This is a genomic window from Brevibacterium zhoupengii, from assembly GCF_021117425.1.
GTDB classification, from domain to species: domain Bacteria; phylum Actinomycetota; class Actinomycetes; order Actinomycetales; family Brevibacteriaceae; genus Brevibacterium; species Brevibacterium zhoupengii.
This window is the reverse complement of sequence record NZ_CP088298.1, coordinates 3,030,863-3,044,275: the sequence shown is the minus strand read 5'-3', so window position 1 is coordinate 3,044,275 and position 13,413 is coordinate 3,030,863. Positions and strand designations below refer to the sequence as shown.

Sequence of the window (13,413 nt, the reverse complement as noted above, 5' to 3'; positions counted from 1 at the left end):
AGTTACTTCAAAACTGAAGTTATTCAGTTCAAGGAGAGTTCGCGAACAGCGAGCAGAAGGAGCAGACATGGAACTCGGAATCTTCACCATCGGAGACGTCACCAGCGATCCCACCGACGGTACCACGGTGTCTGAGAATCAGCGGATCAAGAACACGGTCGAGATCGCCAAGAAGGCCGAAGAGGTCGGCCTCGACGTCTTCGCCACCGGTCAGCACCACAACCCGCCGTTCGTCGCACCCGCGAACCCGCCGGTCCTGCTCGCGAACATCGCGGCCCAGACTGAGAAGCTGCATCTGTCGACGGCCACCACACTGATCACGACGACCGACCCGGTGCGCATCGCTGAGGACTATGCCTATGCTCAGCACCTCTCCGACGGACGCATCAGCCTGGTCATGGGACGCGGCAACACCGGACCCGTCTACCCCTGGTTCGGCAAGGACATCCGTTCGGGTATCCCGCTGGCGGTCGAGAACTACAACCTGCTCTACCGCCTGTGGCGCGAGAAGAACCTCGACTGGGAGGGCAAGTTCCGGACGCCTCTCAACGGGTTCACCGTCACACCGACACCTCTGGACGATGTCCCGCCCTTCGTGTGGCACGGATCGATCCGCAGCCCCGAAATCGCCGAACAGGCCGCATACTACGGTGACGGATACTTCCACAACAACATCTTCTGGCCGGTGTCGCACACTGCCCGCATGGTTCAGCTCTACCGCCAGCGCTACGAGTACTACGGCCACGGAGCTGCACACCAGGCGATCGTCGGACTCGGCGGTCAGGTGTTCATGCGCAAGAACTCGCAGGACGCCGTCAAGGAGTTCCGTCCGTACTTCGACAACGCACCGGTCTACGGCCATGGCCCCAGCCTCGAGGACTTCTCGACGCAGACCCCGCTGACGGTCGGATCGCCCCAGCAGGTCATCGAACGCACCTTGAGCTTCCGCGAATGGGCCGGCGACTACCAGCGTCAGCTGTTCCTCATCGACCACGCGGGCCTGCCCCAGAAGACTGTGCTGGAACAGCTCGACCTCCTCGGCGAGGAAGTCGTTCCAGTTCTGCGGAAGGAATTCGCGAAGGACCGTCCAGCCGATGTCCCCGATGCCCCGACCCACGAATCGCTCGTCATCCGTCACCGTGAGGGCCGCGATCCCATCCCCGGCGGTGGTCCCGGATCACGTGCCTACGCCGATCGTCAGGCCAGGGCAGCGGAGCAGAACGAGACCCAAGGAGCTGATCGCTGATGCGAATTCTCAGCATCACGACCTCGCTGAGCGAGGACTCAACCACACTGAAACTCTCGAACAAGATCATCGCAGCCGCCACCTCGGCGACGGATGCTGTGGACCTGAGCGCGGAGACCGAGCACATCAACGTGCGGAACCTGAGCTCGGACCTCACCGACATGGCCCTGACCGGATTCCGTTCGGACAGCCTCGAGGCGGCCTTCGCGCAGGTCGCCGCGGCAGACGTGATCGTCACCGTGGCACCCGTGTACAAGGTCGCTCCGGTGGGCCTGCACACCTTGTTCTGGCAGCTCATCGACGAAAAGGCGCTGGCGAACAAGCCTGTGCTCATCGGCTCGACCGGTGGGACGCCTCGGCACTCGCTGGCGGGGGAGACTGTGCTGCGTCCGATGCTGTCCTACCTCAAGGGCATCGTCGTACCGACGACGGTCTTCGCCGCCACCGATGACTGGGGCAGCATCGAGGGCGGCCGCAGTCTCAACGCTCGGATCGCTCAGGCCAGCGAGGAGCTGATCGGATTGGCGGCGAGCCTGCACGGTGTCGGCACCGGTTCGAACGCAGGCACTGCCGGTGAGACCGCCGGCGGCGGCACCGCGACCACGACGACCGGCGAGTTCGGTCGGCGCGGCGCGCAGCGGAACCCGAGCATCGACGATGAGTTCAATCCCGAGCTCATCACCCCCTTCGCCCAACTTCTCGAGGGTTGACGATGGTCGAGATCAAACTCGGCCGGAATCGTGACGCGCTCGCGCAGAGGTCGTGGCGACTGTACTTCGAGACCTCGCAGCGCATCCGGCAGAACCTCGAGGGCAATCTCAAGGACCGCGCCGGTCTCACCGTCAGTGACTACAACACGCTGCTGCTGCTATGGGAAGAACCGTCGCACCTGCTGACGATGAGCGTGCTGGCCAAAAAGCTGGTGTTCTCACCCTCACGGCTCAACTACCGGATCAAGGTGTTGGAAGACGCGGGCCTGGTGACGAAGACGGAATGCGCAGACGACAAACGAGCGCATAACGTCGGGCTCACCGAGGCTGGTGCTCAGGCCTTCCTCAACGCGGGGCGTCAGCACCGGGAGAACATCGACGAGGTCTTCCTCTCCCACGTCGACGATGACGAACTCGAAGTCATCGAGCGAGTGTTCGCGCGTATCGGTCAGGCTCTGCCCGAATAGGACTGTCTGAGGGCCAGCTCGAACAGGACCGTCTGATCACCCCTGCCCGAGTGAGCCTGTTCGTGGGACAATGTGTCCATGTCGATCAAGACCATTGCCTTCCCAGATTCTGAACTCCGCAACCGCGTCATCGCCCGGATTCCGGCGCACCAACGTGCCAACGTCGACCTGGTCGTCTACTCGGACGCCGAGAAGTCGGCGAAGCTGAGCCGAGACGACGTCGATGTCGTCGTGCTCCCGTACCTCGATTCGGGACCGACCATCGAACTGCTCGACGAGCTGCCGAACCTGGGCCTGGTCATCACCCAGACCACCGGGTACGACCCAGTCGCTCACCTGCCAGAGCGCGGCATCAAGGTGGCGACCGCCTCGGGCGTGCACACCGGCGGAACGGCCGAACTCGCCCTGACTCTGACCTTGGCCAGCCTGCGCGGCATCGATGATGCCGTTCGTGCGCAGAGCGCGAGGATCTGGAACCACAAACGCAACCGCTCCCTGCAGGATCGCCGCGTCATGATCATCGGCGCCGGCGAGATCGGCTCGGCGATCGCCGATCGGTTCGCTCCCTTCGAGGTCGACCTCACGCGGGTGGCGACAACCGCTCGTGAAGATGATCGCGGGAAGATCCACAGTGTCGATGAGCTGCCGAAGCTGCTGCCCCACACCGAGGTCGTCGTCCTCATCACGCCTCTGACCGAGTCGACGAACAAGCTTGTCGACAAGGACTTTTTGGCCCTGTTGCCCGACAACGCTCTCATCGTCAACGTTGCTCGAGGCAAGGTCGTTGACACCGATGCCCTCGTGGCCGAGCTGAGCACCGGCCGTCTCCATGCCGCGCTTGACGTCATGGACCCCGAGCCGCTGCCGGAGAACCATCCGCTGTGGGGGACGCCGAACACTCTCATCACACCCCACGAGGGCGGGGACACCTCGGCGTTCGAGCCACGGGTGGTGCAGATCCTGGCCGAGCAGGTGCGCCGGCTCAACGACGGCGAGCAGCCGCTCAACCTCGTCGCGGCGGAGTGATCGCAGCGGTTCTCGAGGAACTGCCAGCCAGTTCTCGAGCGACCGCCCAAAACAAGTTCCAACATGCGAGAACTTGGCCTATACATGATGGGCTCCGGCGTAGAGTGCCTGCATGAGCATTGATACGAACTCCACCAAACCGGACATCAAACCACGTTCTCGCGACGTCACCGACGGTCTCGAAGCCACTGCCGCACGCGGCATGCTGCGTGCCGTCGGAATGGGCGATGACGACTGGGTCAAGCCGCAGATCGCCATTGCGACGTCCTGGAACGAGATCACCCCGTGCAACATGTCCCTGCAGCGCCTCGGCGCGGCCGCCAAGGAAGGCGTGCACGAGTCGGGCGGATTCCCCTTGGAATTCGGCACCATCTCCGTCTCCGACGGCATCTCCATGGGACACGAGGGCATGCACTACTCGCTGGTCTCCCGCGAGGTCATCACCGACTCCGTTGAGACTGTGATGAGCGCCGAACGCCTCGACGGATCGGTTCTCATGGCCGGCTGCGATAAGTCGATCCCTGGCATGCTCATGGCATCGGCTCGTCTTGGCCTCTCCAGCGTCTTCCTCTACAACGGCTCGATCATGCCGGGCACCGCGAAGATGTCCGACGGGTCTGAGAAGGAAGTCACTCTCATCGACGCCTTCGAAGCCGTCGGCGCCTGCCGTGCCGGAACTATCACCCAGAAGGACGTCGACGCCATCGAGCGCGCTGTCTGCCCAGGTGAAGGCGCCTGTGGCGGCATGTACACCGCCAACACCATGGCCTCGGCAGCCGAGGCGATGGGCATGTCCCTGCCGGGATCGGCCGCGCCACCGGCCATCCACCGCGACCGCACGATGTTCGCGCGCAAGTCCGGTGACGCCGTCGTCAACCTGCTCCGCCAGGGCATCACGACGAAGGACATCATCACGAAGGAATCGCTGCACAACGCGATCGCCGTGGTCATGGCCTTCGGCGGCTCGACCAACGCCGTCCTCCACCTGTTGGCCATCGCCCACGAGGCCGGAGTCGAACTCGCCCTCGATGACTTCAACCGCATCGGCGACAAGGTCCCGCACCTGGGCAACGTCAAACCCTTCGGCCAGTACGTGATGAACGATGTGTTCAAGATCGGCGGCGTGCCGGTGATCATGAAGGCTCTGCTCGACAACGGAATGCTCAACGGCGACTGCATGACCGTGACGGGAAAGACCGTGGCGGAGAACCTCGAGACGATCAACCCGCCGGACCCCGACGGCAAGATCCTGCGCGCGCTCAACAACCCGATTCACGCCACCGGCGGCCTCACCGTGCTCAAGGGCTCGTTGGCTCCCGAAGGTGCAGTCGTGAAGTCCGCCGGCTTCGATGCCGACGTCTTCGAAGGCACCGCTCGCGTGTTCAACCAGGAGAAGCCGGCCATGGATGCCGTCCTCAACGGTGAGCTGAAGAAGGGCGATGTCGTCGTCATCCGCTACGAAGGACCCAAGGGCGGACCCGGTATGCGCGAGATGCTCGCCATCACCGGTGCGATCAAGGGCGCGGGAATCGGCAAGGACGTCCTGCTCATCACCGACGGACGCTTCTCCGGCGGATCGACGGGACTGTGCATCGGTCACGTGGCGCCCGAGGCCGTCGACGGCGGACCGATCGCACTCGTCGAGGACGGCGACAAGATCACCGTCGACATCGCGGCACGGTCCATCGATCTGCATGTTGACGAGTCGGTGCTCGAAGAGCGTCGCAAGACCTGGACGATCCCCGAGAACCACCGCCTCACTGGTGTGCTCGGCAAGTACGCCAAGCTCGTCCAGTCGGCGTCGACCGGAGCCGTCTGCTTCTGAGCAGCTTCCAGCCGATGAGCTGATCATCGGCTGGCCTCCCACCGCTGTGTGGGGGAGCGATCCATCGCCGAGGCGGTGCGGACGAATGTTCGCACCGCCTCGGCCGATATCTCACTGATACCCCGCGACATCCGAGGAGGGACAGACATGCACATTGTTGTGCTCGATGACTACCAGAATGTGGCGGCAGACTTTGCCAACTGGCAGGAGCTTGGGGCCGAGGTCGAATTCGTCTCCCGTCCGATCCGCGACACCGAGGATCTGGTGCAGACGGTGGCCGGCGCCGAGGTTGTCGTTGCCATGCGTGAACGCACCCTCTTCTCTGCCGAGCGACTGGCCCAGTTGCGCGATCTCAAACTCCTCGTGACCACGGGACGAGTCAACGCATCAATCGATCTGGATGCGGCACGAGCCCAGGGGATCACGGTCTGCGGGACCGAATCCACCACCTCGGCGACCCCGGAGCTGACCTGGGGACTCATTCTCTCGGTGCTGCGCAGCATCCCCACCGAAGACGCCGCGATGCACTCCGGCGGCTGGCAGTCCACCGTCGGCGGTGACCTCTTCGGGCACCGACTCGGGATCATCGGACTCGGCAGACTCGGCACCCAGGTCGCCCGGGTCGGGGCCGCCTTCGGCATGGACGTCGTGGCCTGGAGTCAGAACCTCGACGAGGAGCGGGCAGCCGATGTCGGGGCGCACGCAGTGAGCAAAGAGGAACTCTTCTCAACCTCTGACGTCGTGACCGTGCACTATAAGCTCAGCGAACGCAGCCGCCTGCTTGTCGCTGCGAAGGAACTGTCACTGATGAAGCCGAACAGCATCTTCATCAACACCTCTCGGGCGGGCCTCGTCGACATGGAAGCACTGCAGGACGCATTGGCAGAAGGTCGCATTCGCGGCGCGGGGATTGACGTGTATGACCTTGAGCCGTTGCCACATGATCATGCTCTGCGCAGCACTCCGCGGACCGTGCTGACTCCGCACCTGGGTTATGTCACCGAAGACACGTATCGGATCTTCTTCACCCAGACTGTCGAGAACATCGCCGCGTGGATGGCGGGGGAGCCGGTTCGTCTGCTCACCTGACGTCCAAGGCCAGATGGGAGATGACAAAAAGTACTGCTGGAAGACACTGAAAAGGCCCGCCTGGAGCGATGAAGCTCCAAGCGGGCCTTTGGACGTTCAACCTCGGTTCAGATCACAAACCTCAGCTGACGTCAGAACCTCAGTTCACCTCGGCGGGATCACCGGACACGCGACCGCCGTTTTCCAGGCCATCGATGGCCGCCACCTCGGCGGTGGTGAGTTCGAAGTCGAAGACATCGAAGTTCTGGGCCATGCGGTCGCGGTTGTTCGACTTCGGGAAGACGACATGCCCGCGCTGCAGGTGCCAGCGAATGATGGTCTGGGCCCAGGACTTGCCGTGGGCGGAAGCGATCTCGCCGATCACGGTGTCGGCATAGTCGACCTTGCCCTGTCCCAGCGGTCCCCAAGCCTCGACCTTGATGTCGTGCTCGGTCAGCAGCGGACGGGTCTCGATCTGCTGGAACTGCGGGTGGCATTCGATCTGGTCGACGGCCGGGATGATTCCGGTATCGAGGACCTGGGGCAGGTAGCGGTGATCGAAGTTCGAGACACCGATCGACGTCGTCAGACCCTGATCGCGGTAGGAGGGGAAGGCCTCCCAGGTCTCGACCGAGTTGTTGTTCTCCGGTGTCGGCCAGTGGATGAGGTAGAGGTCGACGTGGTCGAGGCCCAGCTTCTCCAAGCTCTCGCCCAGGGCACGCTTCGACTCGTCGGCACCGTGCCGGTCGTTCCACAGTTTGGTGGTCACGAAGAGCTCATCGCGGGCAATTCCGGACTTCGCAATGGCGCGGCCCACGCCCTCTTCATTGCCGTAGACGGCGGCCGTGTCGATGTGGCGGTAGCCGACCTCGAGGGCGTCGGTGACGATGCGCTCGGTCTCCTCGGGATCGACCTTGAAGACGCCGAAGCCCAGCTGGGGAATGGTCTTGCCGTCATTGAGTGTGAGTGTGGGAACCGTCAAGGTGCCGCCTTTCGTCACGGGTTGGTGGTCTGTCGTGCTGCAAACGGGCACCGTGGTGACGGTACCTGTGCGAGCCTATAACGTCATGGTGGAAGTGCGGTATTCCCAGGTGTGATCGACACGATGTCATGTGGAATTCGGTGCCGCTGGCCACCGGTGCCAGGACCGCGTACTAACTTCGCCCCTCGTCCTGGGCGCGTCGCTTGCCGGTGGACTTCTCGGCGGCTTCCTGCGCCTCGTCGAAGACCGAGGGGCCGCCGATGCTGGCTTCGTCGTCGTCCTCGCGCCCGGGGGTGTGCAGGTTGAACTTGATGATCGCCCACCGGAAGAGGACGTAGTAGATCACCGCATAGGCAAGACCTATGACGAGCAGCAGCAGGACCGGTCCGATGCCGCCTGAGAGTTCGGAGGCTCGGCCGAGATTGAGCACATAGTCGATGGCTCCGGCCGAGAATCCGAAGCCGGACTTGATGTCCAAGGCGTTGACCAGCGCCAACGAAGTGCCGGTGAGGACTGCGTGGACGGCGTAGAGCGGGAATGCGACGTAGGCGAAGGCGTACTCAAGCGGTTCGGTGATTCCCGTGATGAAGGCAGTCAGTGCCACCGAGAGCATGATGCCGCCGACGACCTTGCGGCGCTTGGGATGGGCCGTGCGGTAGATCGCGAGAGCCGCGGCCGGCAGGGCGAACATCATGATGGGGAAGAACCCGGTCATGAAGGATCCGGTCCAGGCCGCTGTTCCGTCGACTCCGCTGTAGAAACAGGTGATGTCGCCGTGGAGCGTATCGCCCGCGGCATTCGTGCACGAACCGAGCTGGAACCACGGCAGGTTGTTGAGCAGGTGGTGCAGGCCGAAGGGAATGAGCAGGCGGTTGACCGTGCCGAAGACGAATCCCGTGCCCGGGTTCGAGCCGTGTTCCATGAGGAAGCCACCCACGCCCTTGTTGATGAGCGTATCGAAGACTGGGTAGACGATGGCCATGACGACGGCGATGAGCATCGCCGCGACCGCCGTGACAATAGGCACGAAGCGTCTGCCGCCGAAGAACCCCAGGTAGGTGGGCAGCTTGATCCGGTGGTAGCGCTGATAGAGCACCGCGGTGACGATGCCGACGATGATGCCGCCGAGCACACCGTAGTTGATCACCATCTCGCCGTCGCCGCTGTCGGATCCGAAGGTGGGAGCCAGAGCCGTGAGCACTCCGTCGAGGACCATGTAGCCGACCACGGCCGCCAGCGCTGTGGAACCGTCGGCCTTCTTCGCGAAGCCGATCGCCACGCCGACGGCGAAGATGAGCGGCAGGTTGTCGAACAGTGCCGAACCGGCCGCGGCGAGTGTGTCGGCCACCGGTTGGAGCCACGGTGCGAACTGGGCCAAACCGTCGGCGCCGAGCATGTCCGGTTGCCCGAACCGCTGCAGCAGTGCAGCGGCGGGGAGCACCGCGATCGGCAGCATGAGGGAGCGTCCTACGCGCTGCAGCTGCGCAAAGCCGGGGACCGACCGCTTCTTCTTCCTCGGGGCATCATCGGTGGATGCAGTGTTCATCGGATTCCTCCTAATCGAGATGCGCCCGGTGCTGGAGTTGCTGCGCCGACGGTGGATCGTCGGTGCAGCGTGTGCTTCCGGCAATGTCCGTTGGTCGCCGTAGACTTGTGACGAACATCGCAGAACACAACCCCGGAACCGGTACGCGGGTGCGGGAGATCAAGGCAGCTGATATGAGCAAAGCGGAGCAGATCGTCGCCGGACTGGGCGGCGCGGACAACATCGACGAGGTCGAAGCGTGCATCACGCGGTTGCGCGTCGAGGTCGGCGACGGGGACCTTGTCGACGAACGCGTCCTCAAGGGTGCCGGAGCCTTCGGAGTCCTCGTCCAGGGGAATGCGGTGCAGGTCGTCGTCGGTCCCGAGGCCGACAATCTGGTTGACGACATCGAGGATCTGCTCGACTGACTCGGGGAGTTGGTTCCACGACATCTCATGCCTCTCCGGTGGCCGCCGCCTCCACGGCTGCGACCGCGGCGGCGGCATCCGGTCCGGACGCGCTGACCTCGACATCGTGTCCCGGATCGATGCCGAGTCCCATGATGTCCATGACGCTGGTCGCCGAGGCGGTCGCTTCGTTTCCGGGACGACGCAGGGTGATCTCGGCGTCGAGTGCCTTCACTGCTCGGGCGAGCAGAGCCGCCGGCCGAGCATGGAGGCCCGTTGGTGCCGTGACGTGTATCGTGCGCCGAATCGCCTCGGTGCCGGTGCCGGTGCCGGTGCCGGTGCCCGCCTCCGGCTCGATGTCGGATGCCATCGCATTCGCGCCGTCGTCGGTCCAGAGCGTGCCGTCGAGCGCCTGGAGGGCCGATTCCCGAGCCTGTTCGAGGGTGACCTCGGCGAGGCGAGCGGCGACTCGAGGTAGGGCGGGCGCAGACATCGACAGGGTCGAGACCCCTAGACCGACGAGGACGACGGCAAGTTCAGGATCGGCCGCGGCCTCCCCGCAGACACTCACGGGACGCGGGTTTGCGCGTGCCTCCGCCCTCGACTCGTCACCGGCGCGAGCGTCACCATCGTCAGCGCGCCGGGCGCCCACAATGACGGCGTCGATGAGGCGGAGGATCGCAGGCTGCCGTGCCGACTGCAGTTCCTCGTAGTCGTTGAGCTCGCGGTCGAAGGCGAGTGTGTACTGCGCCAGATCGTTCGTGCCGATGCTCGCGAAGGCGACGGGCTCGAGAACTGATTCGGCACACAGTGCCGCGGCAGGGGTTTCGATCATCACGCCCGCGGAGTCCAACCCGGCGGCACGGACAAGGGCGGCGAACCGGACAGCCTCCTTCGGGGTGGTGATCATCGGAGCCATCACCTTCACCTCGGCGGTGGCGGACTTTGCCGCACGCGCGATCGCTTCGATCTGGCGCTCCAGCACTTCGGGTGCGAAGGAATGTGTGCGAAAGCCCCGCATTCCCAGTGCCGGATTGGGTTCGTCGCGGCTGCCCCAGATGAACGGGATGGGCTTGTCCGAACCCGCGTCGAGGGTGCGGACGGTGACCGGGAGGCCGGGGAAATGCGAGAAGATCTCCGCATACACCTCCGTCTGTTCGACCACGGTGGGTTCGTCCTCGCGATCGAGGAAGAGAAATTCTGTGCGCAGCAGCCCGATGCCCTCGGCGCCGGACTCGGCGGCCGCCTTCGCCTCTGTGGCAGAGCCGACGTTGGCCAGCAGGGGGATTCGCGTTCCGCAGGCGAGTTCGCCGTGGCTGGTCAGCACCGGTGCCGCGGAACGCTCCGCGGAGAATTGCACGGCCCGGTCCCGCTCGTCCTCGGTGGGGTCGTCGCTGAGGACTCCGGTGGATCCGTCGACGAAGAGTTGAGTACCGTCGTCGATGTCGACCACGTGGGCGTCTGCTCCGACTACGGCGGGTATGCCAAGGGTACGGGCGAGGATGGCCGAATGGGACTGCGCTCCACCGTTGGTCGTGACGATGGCCAGCACGGTGTCAGGGTCGAGTCCAGCCGTGTCGGTCGGCGACAGAGTCTCGCCGACGAGGATCGACGGTGTCGTCGGCAGAGTGATCCCGAGAGGGCCGCCGCGCAGGGCGGCGATGATCCGGTCCCGGATGTCATCGATGTCCGCGGCCCGTTCGCCGAGATATCCGCCGACGGCCTCGAGGCGTGCTCGCAGTTCGCCGGTGGCTTCCCACGTCGCGCGCTCGGCGGTGAGCCGACCGTCTTGGATGTGGCGGTTCGCGATGGCCAGGAGCGCGGGATCGGCGGCCATCTCCGCCGTCGCTTCGAGTACATCGCGTGCAGTGGACTGCGCCGTGCGTGCTGCTGCTTCCTGGGAATCTGCGACCGCCGCGGCAGCTGCGTGGAAGCGCTCGAGTTCGGGTCCGGTCTCGGAATCGGACGGACGTGGGGCGACGGAAGGTTCGTCGACGGTGCGCGTCACGCGGTGGACCGGTCCCAGGGCGCAGCCGTGGCTCACGCCGGTTCCCTGCAGCCTCACGTCGTCTCCTCGCCCCGACCTCGATGTCGGAACCTGATAGTGATCTTTGACACATCGTCAGTCTAGGTGCAAAACTCCGATTTATGGGAAGTGATGCGGAGGAAACCTCCACAGGAGGTAACGTGGGCGCTGTTCGGGGCAGGGCCGGAACGACGGCCATCACCTCCGCAGCCTCCGCCTCGGTGCTGGCCCGGCTGCGCTCCCTCGTGCCCACGCTCAGCCGCGGTCCGGCGGCGGTGGGACGCACGGTCCTCGACGATCCCCGGCTGGCAGTGCCCATGACAGTCCAGCAGCTCGCCGCACATTCTCAGGCTTCCGAGGCCTCGGTGATCCGACTCGCCCAGGCTGCCGGCTGCAGCGGCTACCGGGAGTTTCGCACCCTGCTTGCCGCGGCTGCTGCGCAGGAGGAAGTGAGTCGTCCCAGCGGGCTGCCTGCCGATATCAGTGTCGGTGATGATCCCGTCGTGGTCGTGGCCAAGCTTGCGGCCGAGGAGCGGCAGGCGCTCGCCGATACCGCGGCCAACCTCGACGTCGCCGCACTCGAAGCCACAGCCGATGCGATCGTCGCGGCACGGCGGATCGTCATCGCCGGTATCGGAGCCTCGGGGCTCGTCGCTGAGGATCTGTCGACGAAACTGGAGCGGATCGGTCTCACCGCCCGTGCCGTCACCGAAGGTCACATGGCGATGACATTGACCGTGCTCATGGAACCAGATGAGCTGCTGGTCGTCATCTCCGCCTCTGGAGAGACCACCGACATCATCGAACCTCTCGCTGCCGCCAGGGAAGCCGGGGTGCCGACCGTGGCCCTGACGGTTCGTCCGCGCAGCACTCTGACCTCGGCCGACCATGTTCTCATCGGCGTCGCCGCCCGGGAATCGGGCATGCGTTCGGCTGCGATGAGTTCGCGAACGGGTCAGCTCTTCATCGTCGATGTTCTCTTCACTCTTGTATTCCAACGCTGCGGGGCTCGGGCACGAGATGCCGTCGGCACATCCCACCGCCGCTTGGCACCCCGTCGAAGAAAGGCAGGAAACCCATCATGACGCGCACGATCTCCTCACCGGTGAGTGGCACCGTCATTCCACTTGCAGATGTTCCAGACCCAGTGTTCGCCGAGGCGCTCGTGGGCCCTGGAACGGCGATCGATCCCGGGAGCTCGTCGACCGTCACGGCAGTGGCTCCGGTGTCTGGCACTCTCAGCTCACTCAAGCCTCATGCCTTCGTCATCGCCACCGAGTCCGATCAGGGGGTGCTCGTCCATCTGGGTATCGACACCGTCGAGCTGAAGGGGGAGGGCTTCACCCTTCACGTCGAGGCGGGGCAGACGGTGAACGCGGGAGATCGGCTCATCACCTGGGACACCGAGCCTGCCCGCAACTCAGGGCGATCTCTCGTCGTGCCGGTCGTCGTGCTCGAGGCTGAGGCCGAGTCGCTGACAGTGACTGCCGAGGGTGCTGTGAGTGCGGGGGACCAACTTCTCGAACTGGGATGAGTGCGCAACTGGGGTCGGTGCAGCCGACCTCAGCCGGTGAAGAGTGCGTGCACGTCTCCGGTGAGCGTCCGACCGCCGAGGTCGACGAGTTCGAGGACCACGGCTGAGCCGACCACCTCGGCGCCGAGGTCCTTGACCAGTGATTGCGCAGCAGTCAGCGTTCCGCCGGTGGCAAGGACGTCGTCGACGAGCAGGACACGCTCGCCTTCCTTGAGCACGTCCGGACCTTCGATCGTCGCGGTGCCGTATTCGAGTGAGTAGGAAACGGCTGCGGCTGGGCGGGGGAGTTTGCCGGCCTTGCGGATGGGCAGAATGCCGACTCCTGTCATTGCCGCGATCGTTCCGGCGAAGAGGAAGCCGCGTGCTTCAAGGCCGCCGACGATGTCGAACTGTCCCTCGAAAGGTGCGATGAGCGCCTCGGTGACGGCACGAAGTGCAGGACCGTCAGCGATGAGTGGCGAGATATCGCGAAAGTTCACCCCCGGCTGCGGGTAGTCGGGAATCGAGGTGATCAGTGTCTGCGCGCGTTCGAGATCGGTATTCGTCACGGGTCAACGATACTCGGTGGGCGGCAGTGCCATCAGGTGGGGGAGTAGC

At 64.6% G+C, this 13,413-nt stretch carries 13 protein-coding genes; 9 read left to right on the top strand and 4 right to left on the bottom strand.

Going from position 1 to position 13,413, the window contains the following annotated elements:
• Window positions 1–67 precede the first annotated feature (67 nt).
• From LQ788_RS13825 to LQ788_RS13800, 6 genes are all read left to right on the top strand, one after another.
• The gene (locus tag LQ788_RS13825) at window positions 68–1,246 is read left to right on the top strand and encodes an LLM class flavin-dependent oxidoreductase (RefSeq protein ID WP_231441887.1); all 1,179 of its coding nucleotides are present in this window, start codon (window positions 68–70) and stop codon (window positions 1,244–1,246) included.
• Window positions 1,246–1,956, top strand: a complete 711-nt coding sequence (locus LQ788_RS13820) for an NAD(P)H-dependent oxidoreductase (protein ID WP_231441885.1) — start codon at window positions 1,246–1,248, stop codon at window positions 1,954–1,956. Before LQ788_RS13825 ends, LQ788_RS13820 begins: the two co-directional genes overlap by 1 nt.
• 2 nt (window positions 1,957–1,958) lie before the next feature.
• The gene (locus tag LQ788_RS13815) at window positions 1,959–2,423 is read left to right on the top strand and encodes a MarR family winged helix-turn-helix transcriptional regulator (RefSeq protein WP_231441883.1); all 465 of its coding nucleotides are present in this window, start codon (window positions 1,959–1,961) and stop codon (window positions 2,421–2,423) included.
• A 78-nt stretch (window positions 2,424–2,501) separates the two neighbouring features.
• Entirely contained in the window at window positions 2,502–3,449 is a 948-nt protein-coding gene (locus LQ788_RS13810) for a 2-hydroxyacid dehydrogenase (protein WP_231441881.1), read from the top strand.
• 112 nt (window positions 3,450–3,561) lie between these two features.
• The gene (gene ilvD / locus LQ788_RS13805; RefSeq protein ID WP_096157301.1) at window positions 3,562–5,274 is read left to right on the top strand and encodes a dihydroxy-acid dehydratase; all 1,713 of its coding nucleotides are present in this window, start codon (window positions 3,562–3,564) and stop codon (window positions 5,272–5,274) included.
• 147 nt (window positions 5,275–5,421) lie between these two features.
• Window positions 5,422–6,363, top strand: coding sequence for a D-2-hydroxyacid dehydrogenase family protein (locus LQ788_RS13800; protein ID WP_231441879.1), 942 nt, complete (start codon window positions 5,422–5,424; stop codon window positions 6,361–6,363).
• Window positions 6,364–6,502: 139 nt separating this feature from the next.
• Here the strand turns inward: LQ788_RS13800 and LQ788_RS13795 are convergent, their stop codons facing one another.
• Together LQ788_RS13795 and LQ788_RS13790 are read right to left on the bottom strand one after the other, a co-directional pair.
• On the bottom strand, window positions 6,503–7,324 hold the full coding sequence (locus tag LQ788_RS13795) for an aldo/keto reductase (RefSeq protein WP_231441877.1): 822 nt from the start codon (window positions 7,322–7,324) through the stop codon (window positions 6,503–6,505).
• 172 nt (window positions 7,325–7,496) lie between these two features.
• On the bottom strand, window positions 7,497–8,870 hold the full coding sequence (locus tag LQ788_RS13790; protein ID WP_231441875.1) for a PTS transporter subunit EIIC: 1,374 nt from the start codon (window positions 8,868–8,870) through the stop codon (window positions 7,497–7,499).
• A gap of 173 nt (window positions 8,871–9,043) precedes the next feature.
• On the opposite strand from LQ788_RS13790, the gene LQ788_RS13785 reads away from it, so the two are divergent.
• The gene (locus LQ788_RS13785; protein ID WP_231447430.1) at window positions 9,044–9,277 is read left to right on the top strand and encodes a PTS transporter subunit EIIB; all 234 of its coding nucleotides are present in this window, start codon (window positions 9,044–9,046) and stop codon (window positions 9,275–9,277) included.
• A gap of 25 nt (window positions 9,278–9,302) precedes the next feature.
• On the opposite strand, the gene LQ788_RS13780 is transcribed toward LQ788_RS13785, so the two are convergent.
• A complete protein-coding gene (locus LQ788_RS13780; protein ID WP_231441873.1) occupies window positions 9,303–11,321 on the bottom strand; it encodes an HPr family phosphocarrier protein in 2,019 nt (672 codons plus the stop codon).
• Between the two features lie 122 nt (window positions 11,322–11,443).
• On the opposite strand from LQ788_RS13780, the gene LQ788_RS13775 reads away from it, so the two are divergent.
• Window positions 11,444–12,367 carry a MurR/RpiR family transcriptional regulator gene (locus LQ788_RS13775; RefSeq protein ID WP_231441871.1) on the top strand — a complete coding sequence of 308 codons (924 nt, stop codon included), beginning with the start codon at window positions 11,444–11,446 and terminating at the stop codon, window positions 12,365–12,367.
• The gene (locus LQ788_RS13770; RefSeq protein WP_231441869.1) at window positions 12,364–12,816 is read left to right on the top strand and encodes a PTS sugar transporter subunit IIA; all 453 of its coding nucleotides are present in this window, start codon (window positions 12,364–12,366) and stop codon (window positions 12,814–12,816) included. Before LQ788_RS13775 ends, LQ788_RS13770 begins: the two co-directional genes overlap by 4 nt.
• A gap of 29 nt (window positions 12,817–12,845) precedes the next feature.
• On the opposite strand, the gene LQ788_RS13765 is transcribed toward LQ788_RS13770, so the two are convergent.
• A complete protein-coding gene (locus LQ788_RS13765; protein ID WP_231441867.1) occupies window positions 12,846–13,364 on the bottom strand; it encodes an adenine phosphoribosyltransferase in 519 nt (172 codons plus the stop codon).
• Window positions 13,365–13,413 lie beyond the last annotated feature (49 nt).

Coding starts and splice junctions, on each gene's coding strand:
- LQ788_RS13825 (WP_231441887.1), top strand. CDS start 68: ATGGAACTCGGAATCTTCACCATCGGAGACGTCACCAGCGATCCCACC.
- LQ788_RS13820 (WP_231441885.1), top strand. CDS start 1,246: ATGCGAATTCTCAGCATCACGACCTCGCTGAGCGAGGACTCAACCACA.
- LQ788_RS13815 (WP_231441883.1), top strand. CDS start 1,959: ATGGTCGAGATCAAACTCGGCCGGAATCGTGACGCGCTCGCGCAGAGG.
- LQ788_RS13810 (WP_231441881.1), top strand. CDS start 2,502: ATGTCGATCAAGACCATTGCCTTCCCAGATTCTGAACTCCGCAACCGC.
- ilvD (WP_096157301.1), top strand. CDS start 3,562: ATGAGCATTGATACGAACTCCACCAAACCGGACATCAAACCACGTTCT.
- LQ788_RS13800 (WP_231441879.1), top strand. CDS start 5,422: ATGCACATTGTTGTGCTCGATGACTACCAGAATGTGGCGGCAGACTTT.
- LQ788_RS13790 (WP_231441875.1), bottom strand. CDS start 8,870: ATGAACACTGCATCCACCGATGATGCCCCGAGGAAGAAGAAGCGGTCG.
- LQ788_RS13785 (WP_231447430.1), top strand. CDS start 9,044: ATGAGCAAAGCGGAGCAGATCGTCGCCGGACTGGGCGGCGCGGACAAC.
- LQ788_RS13770 (WP_231441869.1), top strand. CDS start 12,364: ATGACGCGCACGATCTCCTCACCGGTGAGTGGCACCGTCATTCCACTT.